14 protein-coding genes are annotated in these 17840 nt (G+C 72.4%); 8 read left to right on the plus strand and 6 right to left on the minus strand.

What is annotated here, in order from left to right; translation table 11 throughout:
• Nucleotides 1-43: 43 nt before the first annotated feature.
• Nucleotides 44-580, minus strand: coding sequence for a CGNR zinc finger domain-containing protein (locus tag M8C13_RS40785; RefSeq protein WP_308202916.1), 537 nt, complete (start codon nt 578-580; stop codon nt 44-46).
• 44 nt (nt 581-624) lie between these two features.
• On the opposite strand from M8C13_RS40785, the gene M8C13_RS40790 reads away from it, so the two are divergent.
• From M8C13_RS40790 to M8C13_RS40805, 4 genes are all read left to right on the plus strand, one after another.
• Nucleotides 625-1254 (plus strand): maleylpyruvate isomerase family mycothiol-dependent enzyme, encoded by a 630-nt coding sequence (locus tag M8C13_RS40790; RefSeq protein WP_252486191.1) that lies wholly within the window; start codon nt 625-627, stop codon nt 1252-1254.
• Between the two features lie 97 nt (nt 1255-1351).
• Nucleotides 1352-3370 (plus strand): alpha/beta fold hydrolase, encoded by a 2019-nt coding sequence (locus tag M8C13_RS40795; protein WP_256510566.1) that lies wholly within the window; start codon nt 1352-1354, stop codon nt 3368-3370.
• A 285-nt stretch (nt 3371-3655) separates the two neighbouring features.
• Nucleotides 3656-4537, plus strand: a complete 882-nt coding sequence (locus M8C13_RS40800; protein ID WP_256510567.1) for a fused MFS/spermidine synthase — start codon at nt 3656-3658, stop codon at nt 4535-4537.
• Between the two features lie 33 nt (nt 4538-4570).
• Nucleotides 4571-5716 (plus strand): Gfo/Idh/MocA family protein, encoded by a 1146-nt coding sequence (locus M8C13_RS40805; protein WP_252486193.1) that lies wholly within the window; start codon nt 4571-4573, stop codon nt 5714-5716.
• Between the two features lie 134 nt (nt 5717-5850).
• On the opposite strand, the gene M8C13_RS40810 is transcribed toward M8C13_RS40805, so the two are convergent.
• Nucleotides 5851-6423 (minus strand): TetR/AcrR family transcriptional regulator, encoded by a 573-nt coding sequence (locus M8C13_RS40810; RefSeq protein ID WP_252486194.1) that lies wholly within the window; start codon nt 6421-6423, stop codon nt 5851-5853.
• Between the two features lie 135 nt (nt 6424-6558).
• Between M8C13_RS40810 and M8C13_RS40815 the strand changes: the two genes are divergently transcribed.
• The 3 genes from M8C13_RS40815 to M8C13_RS40825 all read left to right on the plus strand — a co-directional run bounded on the left by M8C13_RS40815 (nt 6559) and on the right by M8C13_RS40825 (nt 11173).
• Nucleotides 6559-7602, plus strand: coding sequence for an aldo/keto reductase (locus tag M8C13_RS40815; protein WP_252486195.1), 1044 nt, complete (start codon nt 6559-6561; stop codon nt 7600-7602).
• A 1288-nt stretch (nt 7603-8890) separates the two neighbouring features.
• Nucleotides 8891-10165 carry a glycosyltransferase gene (locus M8C13_RS40820; protein WP_252486196.1) on the plus strand — a complete coding sequence of 425 codons (1275 nt, stop codon included), beginning with the start codon at nt 8891-8893 and terminating at the stop codon, nt 10163-10165.
• A 33-nt stretch (nt 10166-10198) separates the two neighbouring features.
• Entirely contained in the window at nt 10199-11173 is a 975-nt protein-coding gene (locus M8C13_RS40825; protein ID WP_252486197.1) for an aldo/keto reductase, read from the plus strand.
• A 398-nt stretch (nt 11174-11571) separates the two neighbouring features.
• Here M8C13_RS40825 and M8C13_RS40830 read toward each other — a convergent pair whose 3' ends face one another.
• The 4 genes from M8C13_RS40830 to M8C13_RS40845 form a co-directional block, all read right to left on the minus strand.
• Nucleotides 11572-12342, minus strand: coding sequence for a PadR family transcriptional regulator (locus tag M8C13_RS40830; RefSeq protein WP_252486198.1), 771 nt, complete (start codon nt 12340-12342; stop codon nt 11572-11574).
• A 155-nt stretch (nt 12343-12497) separates the two neighbouring features.
• Complete coding sequence (locus M8C13_RS40835) at nt 12498-13682, minus strand: pyridoxal phosphate-dependent aminotransferase (protein WP_252486199.1); 1185 nt, start codon at nt 13680-13682, stop codon at nt 12498-12500.
• Nucleotides 13679-14749, minus strand: coding sequence for an agmatinase (gene speB / locus M8C13_RS40840; protein WP_252486200.1), 1071 nt, complete (start codon nt 14747-14749; stop codon nt 13679-13681). Before speB ends, M8C13_RS40835 begins: the two co-directional genes overlap by 4 nt.
• On the minus strand, nt 14746-16185 hold the full coding sequence (locus M8C13_RS40845; RefSeq protein ID WP_252486201.1) for a sodium:solute symporter: 1440 nt from the start codon (nt 16183-16185) through the stop codon (nt 14746-14748). The genes speB and M8C13_RS40845 overlap by 4 nt, the downstream gene beginning before the upstream one ends.
• A 133-nt stretch (nt 16186-16318) precedes the next feature.
• On the opposite strand from M8C13_RS40845, the gene M8C13_RS40850 reads away from it, so the two are divergent.
• Nucleotides 16319-17791 carry a PucR family transcriptional regulator gene (locus tag M8C13_RS40850; protein WP_252486202.1) on the plus strand — a complete coding sequence of 491 codons (1473 nt, stop codon included), beginning with the start codon at nt 16319-16321 and terminating at the stop codon, nt 17789-17791.
• The last annotated feature ends 49 nt before the right edge of the window (nt 17792-17840 follow it).

Genomic DNA, 17840 nt, shown 5'->3' on the forward strand with positions numbered 1-17840 from the left:
CCTCCGAGGTTACGCACCGCCGCCGCTGGTGACACGCCCACCCTCAGTCCACGTGCCGGTGGTAGTGCCTGCTGACCCTGGCCCGGTTGCCGCACGCGGGCGAGCACCACCCCTGCCGGGGATGCGCGCGGACGTAGTACTTCACACACCGGGGCCCCCGGCAGGCCCGCAACTCCAGCCGCGCCGGCGAGGCCAGGAACGTGATCGCCGCCCGCGCGAACCCATCCAGCACCAGCTCAATCCCGTTGCCCCCCAACGCTTCCCTGCGCACCACCGGCTCATCTGCCCATGCCAGCGAAACCCGCTCCGGCAACACCGCGGAGTTGACCAGCCGCACCGCCTCCGCCACCGCGGGCAACCGGTCCGCATCCGCCGCACTCGGCGGCTCCGGCGCCACCACCACCGCGAACAACGACCGCACCGCCTGCCGCAACCCCACCAGCGCCAGCCGCCCCGGCTCCGTCACCGCCGGATCCGCCAACCACCGCCTGCACCGGTCAAGATCCCCAAGATCGTCGGCCACCCCACCCCGCCCGTCATGCCGAACGGTGCTCACCAACGCCAAAACCGGGTCCACCACCCCACCCTAATGGTTAACTACCAAAAACCCATTAGGAGCCCCGCATGACGATGCCCCCAGCCCTCGCCCAAGCCCTGCGCGCCGCCAACAACCGCCTCCGCGCCCTGCTCGACACCCCCTTCGACACCAACGCCCCCTCGGCCCTCCCCGGCTGGACCCGAGCCCACGTCCTCACCCACCTGGCCAACCTCGCCGCCGCGTTCACCCGCCAGGCGGAATTCGCCTACGCCGGGAACCAGATCGAGGTCTACGACGGCGGCCGCCCAGCCCGCGACGCCGCCATCGAACAAGGCGCCACCCAGCCCCCCAAAACCCTGCGCGCCACCCTGCACACCGCCCTGAACACCCTGGACGCCACCTGGGACAAGGCCACCCCCGCCGACTGGACCCGCCCGGTCACCTACCGCGACGGCACCCTGCTCGACACCGCCCTCGCCTGGTGGCGCGAAGCGGAAATCCACACCACCGACCTGGCCCTGGCCTACACCCCAACCGAGTGGACCCCGGAGTTCACCGCCTACCTGACCACCTACCTGCACCCCCGCCTGCCCCACCCGGTCACCCTCGAAGGCACCCCCACCGCCGTCGCCGCCTGGCTGGCCGGCCGAGTCCCACCCACCCCGGTCACCGCCGCCGACGGCACCCCACTGCCCACCCTCAACTCCTGGCCCTGACTGCAACCCAGGTGCCACCCCAGACCTGGCACCACGGGTTGACGCCCCGAACCCCTTGGCGTGACTAGCTTTCACCCCACACCAAGGGAAGGTTCACATGCGCCCCAACCACTTCCGCACCATCACCACGGCAACCCTGCTCGCCCTAACCATCCCCACCACAGCCACCGCCACCCCCGCTGCCGCCACAGCCACCCCCGCTGCCGCCGCAACCTACGCTGCCACCTCCGCCGCCGTCACCGCTGCTACCTCCCGCTCCGCCGCCGCAGCCCTCTTCTCCGCTGCCACCTTCGCGGCTGTCGCGGCCTCCACCTCTGCCGCTGCCACCACCTCCACCTCTGCCGCCGCTCCACCCACCCCAACCCCCACCCACCCCTGCGCCACCGCGACCCAACAGTGCGACGGCACCCTCGACCTCCCCCTGAACTGGTCCGACCCCACCGGCGAACGCATCCCCATCCCGTTCACCTTCCACCCCCGCACCGACCAGTCCCGCCCCGCCGAGGGCACCGTGCTCGCCCTCGGCGGCGGCCCGGCCTCGTCTCTCGGCGGCGCCATCGAAGGCCACCGCCGAGCCCTGGGCGCCGAGTCCGCCCGGTTCAACCTGCTGGCCGTGGAACGCCGGGGCTTCGGCCGCGCCGCCCCGTTCGCCTGCCCCGACCTGGACCTGACCGCACCCCAGACCATCGCCGACTGCACCAACGGCATCGGCCCCCGGCTCCAGTTCTTCACCACCGACCAACGCGTCACCGACGTCGAAGCCGTCCGCGCCGCCCTGGGCATCCCGGCGCTGACCCTGTACGGCACCTCCTACGGCACCCGCGACGTCACCGCCTACGCGGTCCGCTTTCCCCTGCGCACCAAGGCGATCATCGCCGACAGCACCATGCCGGTGAACGCCGAGGGCTACGCCGTCGGCGACACCTTCAACGAGCGCCTGCGGGTCACCGCCACCCAGCTCACCGCGATCTGCGCGCCCTCCCCGGCCTGCCGCGCCCTGCCCGGCACCCCCGCGAGCCGCTGGTCGGACCTGATGACCCGCCTGCGCGCCCACCCCGACCCCAAGCTGCCCCTGTTCGCCCTCAACGACATCATCTCCAAACCCGGCGAACCCTCGGTCGGCCGCGAGATCAACGCCGCCATCGCCGCCTACCTCGCCGATGACCCGGCCCCACTGCACCGCCTCGCCGCCACCGGCCCCACCCTGCCGCCCAGGGGCTCGCCGTTCACCGCTCCGTTCTTCGCGTTCTGGTGCGCGGACAGCGCCTACCCGTTCTCCCGCACCGCCACCCCGGAGGTCCGCCGCCAGGAACTGGCCCGCTACCGCCAGGCCAACCCCGAACGCCCGGTGACCGCCGCCGAGGTCATGGGCGCCTTCGGCTGGACCGAGGACTGGTGCGCCCACTGGCCAACCCCGCGCCCCACTCCGCTGATCCCGCCCGGCGCCACGCTGCCCGACGTCCCCCTGCTCGCCATCGGCGGCCAACTCGACCTGGGCGCCGACCAAGCGGCCCGCACCCTGGCCGCCTCAGTCCCCCGCGGCCGCGCCCTGATCGTCCCCTTCGGCCAGCACGTCCCCAGCATCACCAACTACGGCTACAGCCCCTGCGCCGCCCACACCGTCCGCACCTTCCTCACCAACCCGGCCAAACCCACCCCGCCCTGCACCGCCGAGAACTACCAGGCCCAAGCCCACTTCCCCCGCACCACGGACAACCTGTCCCTGCCACACGCCCCAGCCCTGTCCCGCGAACACCGCACAGCCCTGGCCGTGGCGTTGAGCACCGCCAACGACGCCCTGGCCCGCCGCAACCCGAACACCGCCTACCAGGCCAACCGCAAGCAGCTCCCCGGCGTCCGCGGCGGCACGATCCACTTCGAGAACCCCCAGATCCGCCTGGACAACGTCCAGCACGTCACGGACGCGGGCGTCACCGGCACGATCACCATCCCCGCACCGCACGAGGAAGCGACCGCCACCCTCGCCGTCACCCACCACGGCAAGACCATTGAGTTCCGCCTGCGCTGGAACCCCTTCCACGCGAGGCCGACGCTCAAGATCCAGGGCGCGGCCGACAACACCAGCTTCACCGCGACGTTCCCGAACGCCACCTAGCCCACCCGCGCGCCCCGCCGTCTCGCTGGCCGGTCCCGCGCGCCCCGCCCGTCCCGTCCCGCCCACTGGCCGCCCGCCTCACCGCTGGTCGCCCCGTTCCGTCCCGCGGCGTCCCCGTCCAGTTCCGCTCAATCCCGCCCGATCAGTCCATCCCCGCCCGTTCCGCCGGTCCCGCCGCTGGGCCTGCCCTTCTCCTCGCGGCCCGCTCGGCCCTGCCCCGCCGCCCTCTCCCCGCTCGGGGTTAGGGTTGCGGGGTTGGCCGGGCGGGAATCGGGACGGGGCTGGATGCGGCGGGGGCGGGAACCAAAGGGGCAGCGGGGCGCTGTGCGCGGACCGGTGCCCGGCCAGTACCCGGTGCGGTTCGGCATGGCCGAGCTGCTCGCCGACCTGGACTGGCCCAACGGCTGGCTGCTGAGCGTGGACGGCGTCGCCCAGTCCTATGTGGACCTCGACGACCCCACCCACCTGGAGTTCGACTACATCCGCCGCATCGGCGACGTCATCGACTGCCTGGGCCAGCCCGAAGCGCCCCTGGACGCACTGCACATCGGTGGCGGCGCCTGCACTGTCCCGCGCTACCTCGCCGCCACCCGCCCCGGTTCGCGCCAACTGGTCTTCGACGCCGACGGCGAACTCATCGACCTGGTCCGCGAACACCTCCGGCTGCGCGACGTCCCCGCCCTGCGGGTCCGGGTGTGCGACGGCAGGGAGGGCGTGACCACCCGGCGTGACGAGTCGGCGGATCTTGTTGTGCTGGACGCCTTCCAGCGCGCCTCCATGCCCGGCGGCCTGGCCACCCGGGAGTTCATCGGCGACATCGCCAGGGTGCTCCGTCCGGACGGCACGGTGATCGTCAACGTCACCGACGGCCCCGGCCTGAAGTTCGCCCGCCGTGTCGTGGCCACCCTGAGCCTGGTCTTTCCTCAGGTCCTGCTGGTCGCCGAACCTGCGGTGCTGCGCGGACGCCGGTTCGGCAACCTGGTGCTGGTCGGCTCCAAAACCGAGCTTCCGGTGCCGGAGATCACCAGCAAGGTGCACTCGGCGGCGTTCCCGGCCCGTTGCGTCTCCGGCGCGGACCTGACCAAGCTGTGCGCGGGCGCCGAACCCATCACCGACACCGCGCCCATGGTCGCCCCGGTGCCGCCCGCCCGAGCCTTCGGGGATTGACCTCCAGCTTAGTGGAGGTTGCATGCTGCACCCATGAGTAGGGCATTGCGAGTCGGGGTGATCGGCGACGGACTGGCGCGGGGCTGGGCTGCCCGCGCGCACTTCCCCGCGCTGCGAGGACTGCACGGAGTCGAACTGTTCGCGGTCGCCGACCCGGGCCATCCGGCCGACGACGTGGCGGCTCAGTGGGGCGCGCACCTGGTCTGCGCCGACCCGACCGAGCTGGCCACCCACCGCCAGGTGGACGTGGTCACCATCGCGGGCCCGGTCCCCGGCCATGACGAGCTCGTGCGCACCGCCCTGTCCGCGGGCAAACACGTGTTCTGTGAATGGCCGCTGTCCACCAACGTCCGCGCCGCGGCCGAACTGCGCGACCTGGCCGTCCGATCCGGCGGGCACCAGGTAGTCGGCCTGCGCGGCCGCGCCGACCCCGGCGCACGCTTCGCCCGTGACCTGCTGGCCCACGGCGAGATCGGCGAGGTGCTCGGCGTGACCCTGAGCGCCGCCCCCGCGAGTCCATCGGAGTCCACAGTGGACGAACCGCTGCTCACCGGCGACGGCGGTCAGGCCCTGGACGTCCTCCGGTTCTGCCTGGGCGAGCCCGCCGAACTGTCCGCGACCCTCACCACCCGCTGCCCCGGCGTGCCCGCCCCGGACCAGGTCCTGGTGCAAGGACTCCTCGAGTCAGGGGTGGCGATCTCGGCCCACCTGCAGGCCGGCGCGCCCGGCGGCACCGGCTTCCGGATGGAGGTCCAAGGCCGCCGCGGTGCTCTGGTCCTGGTGTCCCCGAGCCGGATCGGCGAGCAGGAGTCCACCGTGCTGCTGGCCCGCCGCACCGGCGGCGGCACTTCGGCGGGCGCCGTCACGCCCGGTGCCGTGACATCCGATGGCACCACGCCTGGTGCCGTCACGTCCGGTCTCGCCACGTCCGGCGCGGCCCTGCTCGGGGCGGCCCCATCGCTGGAGGCGGTCCCGGTCCCGGAGAGCTACCGGAGCGGCGTGGCCGCGGTTCCGGCAGGCCCTGCCCAGGGAGTCGCTCGCCTGTACGCCGAACTCCTGCGGGCGGTCCGGACCGGAACGCCACAGGACCCGGACTTCACCACCGCCGTGGGACTGCACTGCCTGCTGGACACGGTGGCCGCGGCGGCGAGCACCCGGCGGTGCCGCAGCCTCGGGTGATCGCGCGGCTCACTCCGGCGGGGGAGTGCGCTCACCTCGCGGCGGGAGGGATCCCGGCGGGTGCTGCGAGAGTGTTGACGGCGGGGGGAACTGGGGGTGGGCACGGCGGCCACCAGGCCGCCGTGCCCAACGGTTCAACCTCGGGGGCCCAAGCCGTGGAACAGCGTGGTGACAACCCGGTCGGCGAGCACGTCGACGTCAGTGCGCTGTTCGACGTGCTCGTGTACCGCCTCGAGCAACAGGGCGTGGTAAACCCGGCCCAGCCAGTCCCGGCTGACCGACTCGTCCACCAGCCCGGCCGCGAGGACCCGGTCGAACAGCGCCTGCGACTTCTGTCGGACGCGCACCTCCGTGGCGCTGGCGGTGGACTCGGCCAGTGCCTGCTTGCTCGGCGTGAACCGCCACACGCTCTTCACCGTCACCAGGTTCGCGGTCAACTGGTGCAGCGCCACCAACGGCGGCGCGGTATCCGTGCGGGCGGCGTTGATCGCGTCCTCGACCTGGGTCATGATGGCGTCAATCATCGCCGCGACCAGGGCCTCTCTGGTGGCGAACCGGCGGTGCACGGTCGTGCGGGCCACGCCTGCGGCATCGGCGATCTGCTGCAACGTCGTCGTCGGATCCACACTCAGCATGTGGTCGGCCACGCGCAGGATCGCCTGATGGGTGCGTTCCGCATCCGCGCGTAGCGGCCGCTCCAAGGACATGGGCAGACGATACCCAGCAGTCGCGCCTCCACCTAAACTCGCAACATGGGTGTTGCATATATACAGTAACCCGATACGGTGATGTCTCGGATCGAGCAGATCCGTCTTCCCACCACGAACTGAGGGATAAACGACATGCAGCTGCGCACCCTCGGCGGCACCGGAATCAAAGTCAGCCCCTACTGCCTCGGCGCGATGATGTTCGGCGCCATGGGCAACGCCGACCACGACGAGTCGGTACACATGATCCACACCGCCCTGGACGCGGGCATCAACTTCATCGACACCGCTGACGTCTACTCCAACGGCGAGTCCGAGGAGATCGTCGGCAAGGCCCTCAAGGGCCGTCGCGACGACGTCGTCCTGGCCACCAAGGCGCACCTGCCGATGGGCGAGAACCCCAACCGGCGCGGTGGCTCCCGGCGCTGGCTGGTCCGCGCCGTGGAGGACAGCCTCCGCAGGCTCGGCACAGACCACCTGGACCTCTATCAGCTGCACCGGCCCGATGAGGACACCGCCCTGGACGAGACCCTGGGCGCGCTGTCGGATCTGGTGCGCTCCGGCAAGGTCCGCGCGGTAGGCACCTCGACGTTCCCGGCCGAGCTCATCGTGGAGATGCAGTGGGAGTCGGAACGGCGCGGCCATGTCCGCGTGCGCACCGAGCAACCGCCCTATTCGATTTTCAACCGTGCGGCCGAAACCTCCGTCCTGCCGACCTGCGCTCGCTACGGCATGGGTGTGCTGACCTGGGGGCCGCTCAACCGCGGCTGGCTCACCGGCCGCTACCGGCCCGGCTACCAGCTGCCCGAAGGCGCGCACCCGGTGCAGCAGCAGATGTTCGACCCGGCGAACCCCGCCAACGCGCGGAAGTACGCCGTGATCGGGCAGCTGCTCAAGCTCGCCGAGGAGACGGGCCACTCACTGGCCCACCTCGCGGTGGCGTTCGTGCTCGCCCACCCGGCGGTGACCTCGGCGATCATCGGACCGCGCACTCCTGAACAGCTCGCGGACCTGTTGGCGGGCAAGGATGTCGTGCTCGAGGACGAGGTGCTGGACCGCATCGACGAACTCGTTCCCCCCGGCACCGTCCTGAACGCCGACGACAGCTTCTACCAGCCGCCGGGCATCACGGACCTGTCCCAGCGCCGTCGTCCCCGCGAGGCCAGGGCCGCGGTCTGACCCCCGGAACGGAGCGAGGACCTCGCGCTCCGGGGGTCAGCGCCGCACCGGCCTGGCTCGGGCGATGCCGGGCCGGCCGCGCCGGATCACTGCCGCGTCCGCCGGTGCTGGGCCGCTCAGGCGGCACGGGATGGATCCCTCCCGTGGCCGCTGCGAGCGACCCGGCGACGGCGGTGGACCGAACCGGTGCGGTCCCGACCTCGCTCCGGCTCGCGGAGGCTCGATCGGACTGCCCCGGGTTGGCCCACCCCGGGCGGTCTGGCGGCTGGGCCGTCCTGGCCCGGCTCAGTGCCTGGATCGTCAGGGTGCCGAGATCGTCGGAGTGCGGCGGTGATCGGCTTGGCCGGCTTGGCATGCCCGCCCCGTCCGGCGTGGTGACAACCCTCGTTTCGCCCAGTTCCGCCCGACTGAGGTCGCGGCGCCGGATGCGCCGGGGACCGGACTGGCTCGGACAGTCCAGCGGGTCGGCGATCCGGGGGCCAGCGGTCTGCTGCTGGCCCGAGGTCAGTGTTTTGGCGGGGCCTGCTGAACCAGCGGTGCGGTTCTCCGGCGCGGCTGCGCCCGGACTGGCTCGATGGAGTCCGGATGCGGTGCCGCGCCTGGCCGGAGCGGGCTGGGTCAGCTGGGGCCGGGCCTGCCGCGTCGAGGTTGGCCTGAAAGGAATCGACTCGACTGCGGGTGCGGGCCTCGGTGGGGACGGCCGGGCTGAGGGTTGTCGTGCTGCGGCTTGCCGTGCTGAGGATCGCCGTAGCGGGGGTCGCCGGGCGGGGAGTTGCCGGGCTGGGGTCGGTGGCCGGGTGGATGTACGGGTGTAGGGGCCTCCTGATTCTGGTTGACATAGCGGAACTTGGGCGTGGACCGCACACACGTGGGGCAGTACCGGGCTGTGCGCTCGGCCCGCCGCCGGTTCGGCGGCACGGCGGGGGAGTTGCACAACGCGAACCAGACCCGGAGCTCTCGGGTCACCTGAAGCTGGTCGGCGTCAGGAGCCACGCGATGCAGCAGAGGACGGAACAGGCCTGGCCACCAGGGGACGTCCTCGCCATGCACAGTAGCGCCTCCGAAGGGGAGGATCCGACCACTTCTTGGGCAAACGTAGCCAGACCCCACGACCGTGGGATACCGCCGCCCGTGTCGTGCGGAAATGGCGGCGAAATCAGTGACGCTGGGTGGTTTCGAGTACGTGAACTTGGTCCGGACTCCTACTTTGGGGGGTACCGGATCGGCGGTGGCAACCGATTGTGTTCCACACACTGAGGGAACGACGATCCGCAACGGGGCAACGACGATGAACGTGCTGCTTCTGGCCTACGGCTCGCTGGGGGACATCCAGCCTTTCGTCGCGCTCGGCAAGGCGCTTGAGCAGGCCGGACACAAGGCGGTGCTGGCCGCGCCCGCGCGGTTCGAGTCCTACGTCGCCGAGCACGATTTGCCTTTTTCGCCGATCAGTGATGCCCTGGTGGAGCTCGCTGACAGCGCGGAGCTTCGGGCCTCGCGAGAAGGCGATGCGGTGCAAGCTGGTGTGGCCTGGCTTGATGCCCTCCGGCGCGGCAAGGACGCGGCGACCGCTGTGCTCGAGGACAGCTGGACGGCCGCGGCGTTCGGGCCCGACCTGGTGGTGCACCACCCGATCACGGCCGGACAGCACATCGCGGAAAAGCTTCGGGTTCCGTCGGTGCTGGCCTCGCCGCAGACCGCCTACGTGCCGACGGACGCGTTCCCCTGTTCGCTGATCTCGGTGCCGGACTGGTTGCCGCCGGCGTTCAACCGGTTCACCTACACACTGCTCGGGCTGTCCGGACGACTGTTGTCCAAGCCGACCGACCGGTGGCGGGAGCAGGTGCTCGGCCTGCCCCGGCGCCGGGGACAGCACGACCCGCTGCGTCAGCCCGACGGGCGGCCCACGACGGTGCTGAACGCGTTCAGCCCGCACGTGTTCCCGCCCGCGCCGGACTGGCCGGAATCCGTGCACACCACGGGCTACTGGTTCCTGCCCGCGGCCACGGACTGGACACCGCCGCCCGCGCTGGCGGAGTTCATGCACGCCGGTGCACCGCCGGTGTGCGTGACCTTCGGCAGCACGGTCGGCGGCGACCCTCGGCGCCTGGCGCGCACCGTGCTGGACGCGGTGCGGCTGGCAGGCGTGCGCGCGGTGCTGGTGTCCGGGTGGGGCGGGATGCAGCTGGACGAGCTGCCCCCGGAGGTCATGCTGGTCGACCACGTGCCGTTCGACTGGCTGTTCCCCCGGGTGTCCGCGGTGGTGCACCACGGCGGTGGCGGCACCAGCGCGGCGGCCGTGGCCGCCGGGCGGCCGCAGGTCGGCTGCCCGGTCGTGGCGGACCAGCCGCAGTGGGCGCGGCGGATGCACCACCTCGGGGTGGCGCCGCCGCCGATCCCACAGCGGGTGCTGACCACGCGGGCACTGGCCGAGGCGATCCACCTCGCCGTCACCGATCCGGGCATGGCCCGGCGGGCCGAACGGCTCGGTCGGCTGGTGAACGCCGAGCGCGGTGCGGAGGCCGCGGTGGCGGTGCTGGAGAAGTTGGTGCCGCACAAGGCTTGACCTGGAGCGCGCTCCAGCCGACAGGCTCGGCGCATGCGACAGATCACCCTCGGCGGCGCCGGTGGCCAGCGGGCCAGTGTGTTGTGCCTCGGCGCGCTGCCGTTCGGGTCCTCAGTGGACCGGGACACCTCCTTCGCCATCCTCGACCGGTTCGTCGAGGCGGGCGGGAACTTCATCGACACCGCGAACAACTACGTGTTCTGGACCGAGGACGGAAAGGGCGACGAAAGCGAGAACCTGCTCGGCGACTGGCTGCGCACCAGGGGCAACCGGTCCGAGGTGGTGCTGGCGTCCAAGGTGGGCGCGCTGCCGGATCCGGACAAGGCCGGACAGTTCCCGGACAACGCGGAAGGCTTGTCCGCCAAGGTGATCAGCACCCAGCTGGACAACAGTCTGCGGCGGCTGGGCACTGATCACCTGGACGTGTACTACGCGCACATCGAGGACCGCTCGGTGTCGCTGGCCGAGACGGTCGGCGCGTTCGGCGAGGCCGTGGCGCAGGGCAAGGTGCGGGTGCCGGGGTGCAGCAACCACCCGACCTGGCGGATCGACCGCGCGCGTGAACTGGCGAAGCGGGATGGTCTTGCGCCGTACGGGGTTCTGCAGTTCCGGCACAGCTACCTCCGGCCGCGGCCAGACATCAAGCTGCCCGAGACCGGCCACGTTCAGGCCAGTGATGAGCTGCTGGACTACGTGCGCACCGAGGAAGACCTGGTGCTGACCGCGTACACGACCCTGTTGTTCGGGGCCTACACCCGGCCGGACCGTCCGCTGCACGAGCACTACGACCACCCCGGTACCAAGCGCAAGATCGCCGTCCTGCAAGAGGTGGCCGCCGAGCTGGACGCCACGGTGAACCAGGTGGTGCTGGCGTGGCTGTTGCACGGCAACCCGGTGATGGTGCCGGTGCTGGGCGTCAGCTCGGTGGCGCAGCTGGAGGAGTCACTGGTGGCGGCGGAACTGGAGCTCAGCGTGGACCAGCTGGCCCGGCTCGCTGCGGCTTGCTGACCAAGCGCCGCGATCCGCGACGCGCGTTCCGCTGGCCGGACACCGGGACCCGGGGCCGCGAGGGCGAGGGTGCCCGCGGCCGGGTGCCCGCCGGATGGCGCGGGTATCGCTGGAGGCCGCGGGGCCAGCTGGATGTTGCGGGCCGGCCGGACATTGCGGGGTCAGCTGGATGTTGCGGGGTCGGCCGGACGCTGCGGGACCAGCTGGATGTTGCGGGGCTAGCCGGACATTGCAGGGCCAGCTGGATGTTGCGGCGCTGCCGGGTTCCGCGGACGTTGCGGGGTGGGTGATCGCGCCGCAACACGTACTGCGGTCGGCCGGGGGCGACCGGGGTGGGTCGCGGTGTCGGCGCGGTGTGGGGCGTGACGGGACTTCGCGTCACGCCCCTGCCGGGCCGGTCACTGCTGGTCGTCCTCTTCCGCGAGGATGCGGTAGAGGTTGCGGCGGACCTCGGCGAGGAGCTGGCGGGCTCGGGCGGCCTGCTCCGGGGTGCCGGCGGCGGCGACCTGGAGGGCGGCCTGGTGGACCTGGCCGAGTAGCTCCTGGAGCTCGACGACCGCGGTGTCCACGCCACCGCTGACGGTGTCCCAGACCACGGCGAGCTCGGCCTCGTTCTCCGCGACGTAGGTGCGGCCTGCCTCGGTCAGTTCGACCATCTGGCGGCCGCCTTCCTTCTCGGAGACGACCAGGCCCTCTTCCGCGAGCTGCTTGAGCACGGGGTAGATCGAGCCGGGGCTGGGACGCCAGTAGCCGTCACTGCGTTCGGTGATGTCGGCGATGAGCTGGTAGCCGTGGGTCGGGCCGTCGACCAGGACGAGCAGCACCGCGGCCCGGACGTCGCCGCGGCCGACCTTGGGGCGCTGCCAGCCGCTGCCGGGGCCGCCGAAGCCGGGGGGCATGGGCGGGAACGGGCCGCCGTGGCGTGGGCCGGCCGGACCGCGCTCCGGGGTCCAGCCCCAGAAGTGGCGGTGGCCGCCCCGGCCTCGGCCGTGGCCGCGCTCGTGTGGGCCGCCGCCGCGGCGGCCCCGCTCGCCGCGGCGCTCACCTCGGCCTTCGCCGGGCTCGCCGGGAACTTCGCCGGTGTCGTTGTGCATGGCCACCCGGGTCCACGGGGTCCGCATGCGCGGGCCGCTGAACCAGGGGCCGAAAGCTGCTGCGTGGGCAGTCATGTGATCACTCCTTGAACAGTCGCGACACGCTTATCGTGTCGTCGATGCGTTCACGATATATCGCGAACGGTCGGAGATGCAAGCATGACTTGTCCTCGGACAGCGAAACGGCGGGTCCCCGAGTGGAGACCCGCCGCGTTTGCCCAGTTCAGGAGCTAGGTGTTGGCTGGGATGCGGTGCAGGGCACGGAGGCGGTCGATGGCGGTGTGCAGGGTGTCGGGACGCTTGGGGAAGGCGAAGCGGACCAGCTTCCGGCCCTCCTCGGGGTTGGCGTAGAAGGAGGAGCCGGGGACCACCGCGACGCCCAGGTCGGTGATCAGGCGGCGGGCGAACTCGACGTCGTGGCCGCCGGGGTCGAGGTCCTCGGTGCCGCAGAGCACGTAGTAGGCGCCGTCGGGCGAGTGCAGCCGGAAGCCGATCTCGGCGAGCGCGGGGCAGAGCAGGTCCCGCAGCTCGCGGTAGTGCACGGCCAGGCCGGTGTAGTACTCCGGCGGCAGGCCCAGCGCGGTGACCGAGGCGGCTTGCAGCGGGGTGGGCGCGCCGACGGTGAGGAAGTCGTGCACGGTGCGGATCGCCTTGGTCGCCCAGTCCGGGGCGATGGTCCAGCCGACCCGCCAGCCGGTCACCGCGTAGGTCTTGGACACGCTGTTGATGGTGATCGTGCGGTCGCTCAGGCCCGGCACGGTGGCCGGTGGGATGTGGCCGCCGGCGCCGAGGAAGTGGATGTGCTCGTAGATCTCGTCGGTGATGCACAGGACGTCGTAGCGCTGGCACAGCTCGGCGATCAGGTCCAGCTCGGCGCGGCTGAACACCTTGCCGGTCGGGTTGTGCGGGGTGTTGACCACGATCGCCCTGGTGCGCTCGGAAAACACAGCGCGCAGCTCGGCCTCGTCGATGGACCAGTCCGGGCGGTGCAGCGGGACGAACCGGGGGGTGGCGCCGGCGAGCACCGCGTCCGGGCCGTAGTTCTCGTAGTGCGGCTCGAACATGATCACCTCGTCGCCGGGTTCGACCAGGGCGAGCATGGTGGCGACCATGGCCTCGGTGGCGCCGCAGGTCACGCAGATCTCGGTCTCCGGGTCGACCTGCCAGCCCGGGTAGGCCCACCCGGTCTTGGCGGCGATGGCCTCGCGCAGCGCGGACTCGCCGAAGGTGATCGGGTACTGGTTCAGGTCGGCGTCCACCGCGTCCTTGACCGCCTGCTTCAGCTCCGGCGGGCAGGCGAAGTCGGGCAGGCCCTGGGACAGGTTGACCGCGTCGTGCGCGGTGGCCAACCGGGTCATCTCCCGGATCACCGACTCGGTGAACGAGGCGACCTTGCTGCTGACCCGAGTGATCACCGGTGCTTCTCCTTGTCCATTCGGCGGCGCGCCGCGATGAGGCCGATCAGTTCGTAGGCGGTGTGCGCGGCGGCGATCGCGGTCAGCTCGGCGTGGTCGTAGGCCGGGCTGACCTCCACCACGTCCGCGCCGACGATCCGGCAGCCCGCCAGGCCGCGCAGGATGCCGAGCAGTTCCCGGCTGGTCAGGCCGCCCGCTTCGGGGGTGCCGGTGCCGGGGGCGTGCGCGGGGTCGAGCACGTCGATGTCCACCGAGATGTAGAGCGGGGCGTCGCCGACGCGGGTGGCGATCCGGGCGGCGATCTCGCGGGCGCTGGTCTCGGCCAGGTCCATCGAGGTGATCGCCAGGAAGCCGAGCGCCTCGTCCGCGGCCAGGTCGCCGGGGCCGTAGAGCGGGCCGCGGATGCCGACGTGGGTGAGCCGGGAGGTGTCGAGCAGGCCCTCCTCGGCGGCGCGGCGGAACACCGTGCCGTGGGTGTGCGCGGCGCCGAAGTAGGTGTCCCAGGTGTCCAGGTGCGCGTCGAAGTGCAGCAGCGCCACCGGTCCGTGCCTGCCGGCGACCGCGCGCAGCATGGGCAGCGCGATGGTGTGGTCGCCGCCGAGGGCGATCGGGGTGGCGCCGGTGGCCACCAGGGCGGTGGTGGCCTCGGTCATCTGGGCCAGGGCCTCGGGGATGTCGAACGGGTTGGCCGCGACGTCACCGCAGTCGGCGACCTGGACCGTGGCGAACGGGGAGATGGCCAGGCCGGGGTGGTAGGGGCGGAGCAGGCGGCTGCCCTCGCGGATCGCGGCCGGGCCGAAGCGGGCGCCGGGGCGGTAGGAGGTGCCGGCGTCGAAGGGGAAGCCGAGCACGGCGATGTCGCAACGGTCGACCTCGTCGCGGCGGGGCAGGCGGGCGAAGGTGGGCCAGCCCGCGAAACGGGGGACCCGGGACGCGTCGACCGGCCCGCGGATGCCGGGGAGACCAGACGCGTCGGGCTGGTCAGCCGTGCCGGGCGGGCCGGGCGTACGCGCGGAGCTGGCCGGGGCGGGAGTGGTGGCCGGGTCGGGTTGGGTGGGCGTGGTCATCGGGTCGCCATCGGTTCGGCGGGGTCGGCCTTGCCTGCCAGGCGGCGTTCCCAGGTGGCCAGTCGGGCCGGGTCCTCGGGGCGGGTGAGCAGGCTGACCGTCACGTAGCTGACCAGGCCGACGAGCAGGCCCAGGTAGATCGGTTCCTGGGCGGACAGGCCGAAGTAGGCCATGCAGGCGATCACCGTGCCGCCGCCGAGGGTCATCGCGGTGAGGGCGCCGGCCCGGGTGGCGCGGCGCCAGAGCAGGCCGCCGAGGATCGGTACCAGGAGGCCGCCGACCAGGAGGTTGTAGGCGACGTCCAGGGCGGTGACCACGTCGGAGACCAGGCAGGCGATGGCCACTCCGAGCACGCCGAGGACCAGGGTGAAAAGACGTGTGGTGCGCAGGTCGTCGCCCGCGCCGGGGTTGCGGCGCAGGCGGGGCCACAGGTCGTTGCCGGCGACCGTGGCGCAGGCGATGAGGGCGCCGCTGGCGGTGGACATGACCGCGGCCAGCGCGGCCGCCAGCACCAGGCCCTTGAGGCCGACCGGCAGCGCCTCGGTGACGATGGTGGCGAACGCCCGGTCGCGGGCCTCCAGGGCCGGGTACAGGGCCTTGGTCGCGGTGCCGATGAGGGCGCCGGCGAAGGCGTAGACCAGGCAGTAGGCGCCGGAGAACGCGCCGCCGATCCGGGCCACCTTGTCATCCCGCGCGGTGAACACCCGCTGCCAGATGTCCTGGCCGATGAGCAGGCCGAAGAAGTACAGCAGCACGTACTTGAAGATGTTCTCGCCGCCGATGGACCACAGCGAGAAGAACCGCGGCTCCAACTGCGCCGCCATCGCGCTGAACCCGCCCGCCTTGATGATCGCCGCGGGCAGCAGCACCAGCAGGATGCCGACGCTCTTCACCACGAACTGCACGATGTCGGTGGCGGTGATCGACCACATGCCGCCGAGCACCGAGTACAGCACCACGATGCCGCCGCCGAGCAGCACCGACGGGATGTGCGACATCCCGAACAGCACGCCGAAGATGGTGGCGCAGGCGATGGTGGAGGTGGCCATCAGCATCAGCGAGTAGGCCCACATGACCACGCCGGAGACCGGTGCGGCCCGGCCGCCGTAGCGCAGGTCCAGCATCTCGCTGACCGTGTAGACCTTGAGCCGGGTGATCCGCGCGGCGAAGACCAGGCTCAGGCCGAGCACACCGAGCCCGATGGTCAGCACCATCCACGCCCCGGACAGCCCGTACTGGTAGCCCAGCCCGATCCCGCCGACGGTGGACGCGCCGCCGAGCACGACCGCGGACATGGTGCCGGAGTACATGACGTAGCCCAGGCGCCTGCCCGCGACCAGGAACTCGCTCTTGTCCCTGGCCCGCCGGGCCGCCCACCAGCCGATGACCACCATGGCCACCAGGTAGGTGATCATCACCGCCGAGTCGATCGTCACCGGTCCTCCTTCGCCGCGAGTGGAACCGAGTTGGTAGGACCGTAGGGACCCGCCGGACCGCTGCGAAGTGGATGATTCGCACAACTGACAACACTGTCCAGGACGATTCGTCCACCGGTGCGAGGAGTGCGGCATGGCCACGGTGACCATCGGGCTGCACGAGCTGCTCGCCCGTGCCGACCTCGGGCTGACCCAGCTGAGCGGGCCTGCGGAGGACCGCACGATCCGGTGGGTGCACATCTGCGAGCTGCGTGACCCAGGGCACTACCTCACCGGCGGCGAGCTGCTGCTGACCGCGGGCGTCGACTTCCCCGACACCAAGGCCGAGACGCACCGCTACGTCCGGCGGCTGGTCGCGGCCGGGGCGGCGGCGCTGGGCTTCGGGGTGACCCCGGTCCACGACGAGGTGCCGCCGGAGCTGGTCACCGCCTGCCGTCGGCACGGGCTGCCGCTGCTGCTGGTGCCGCAGCGCACCTCGTTCCTGGTGATCAGCCAGGTGGTCTCGCTGATGCTGGCCGCGCAGGAACGGGCGGGCCAGCACCGGATCTCGGTCGCGCAGGCCGCGCTGACCAGGTCGGCGGCCCGGCCGGACGGGGTGTCGGCGGTGGTCCGGCAGCTGTCCGCGGCACTGGGCGGGTGGGCCGTGCTGGCGGATGGGCGGCGCCGGTTGAGCAGCGGGGGAGCGGTGCCCGCGCGGGCGGAGGAGGTGGAGGAGCTGGCGGCGCGGCTGCTCGCGCCGGGCGGGCCGTCCTCGGCGACCGCGCACCGCGCCGGCGGGCAGGTGGTGGCGCAGGCGCTGGGGCGGACCGGGCGGGTGCTGCTCGCGGGCCGGGAGCCCGGGTTCGGCACCGCGGACCGGGCGATCCTGGAGGTCGGCGTGGCGCTGCTGACCGTGCTCAGCGGCGCGGACCGGCTGCCCGCGCCGGTGGGGGAGCCGGTGGCGGCGCTGCTCGCGCTGGTGCTCGACGGCGCGGCCGCCGAGGTGGAGACGCACGTGGCCGCCGCGGCGGGGGTGGCGCCCGGCGGGCAGTGGCAGGTGGTGCGGGCGCGGCGGGCCGGGACTACCGGGGAGGTCGACCGGGCCGAGGTCGCCGCCCGGCTGGGCACCCCGCTGGCCGGATTCGCCGAGGATGGCGGGGTGCGCGCGCTGGTCCCGGCGGCCGAGCGGTGCGCGCTGGCCGAGGACCCGCGCTGGCTGGTCGCGGTCAGCGCGCCGGTGGGCTGGGCCGAGGTGCCGGGCGCGGCCCGCCGGATGGCACGGCTGCTGCGGCACGCGGTCGCGCAGGGCCGTTCGCTGGCCGAGCCGCCGCGCGGCGGACTGGACGGGCTGGTGCCGGCGGCGGACGCGGCGGAGTTCGCACGGTCCCGGCTCGCGCCGCTGGCCGGACACCCGGCTCCGCTGGCCGAGACGCTGCGGGCCTGGCTGGCCGCCGGGGGCAACTGGGAGACCGCGGCCCAGGTCCTCGGCGTGCACCGCAACACCGTGCGGCACCGCGTGGCGACCGCGGCCCGGCTGCTGGACTGCGATCCGCAGGACGCGGACACCCGCGCCGAACTGTGGCTCGCCCTGCGTTGGCTGCCCGAACCGCGCCCCGGCCAAACGTGACGTTTCGCCTAATCACGGCCGGTTCTGCAGGTAGCGGAACCACTAGTTT

This window comes from Crossiella sp. SN42 (assembly GCF_023897065.1).
GTDB lineage: Bacteria > Actinomycetota > Actinomycetes > Mycobacteriales > Pseudonocardiaceae > Crossiella.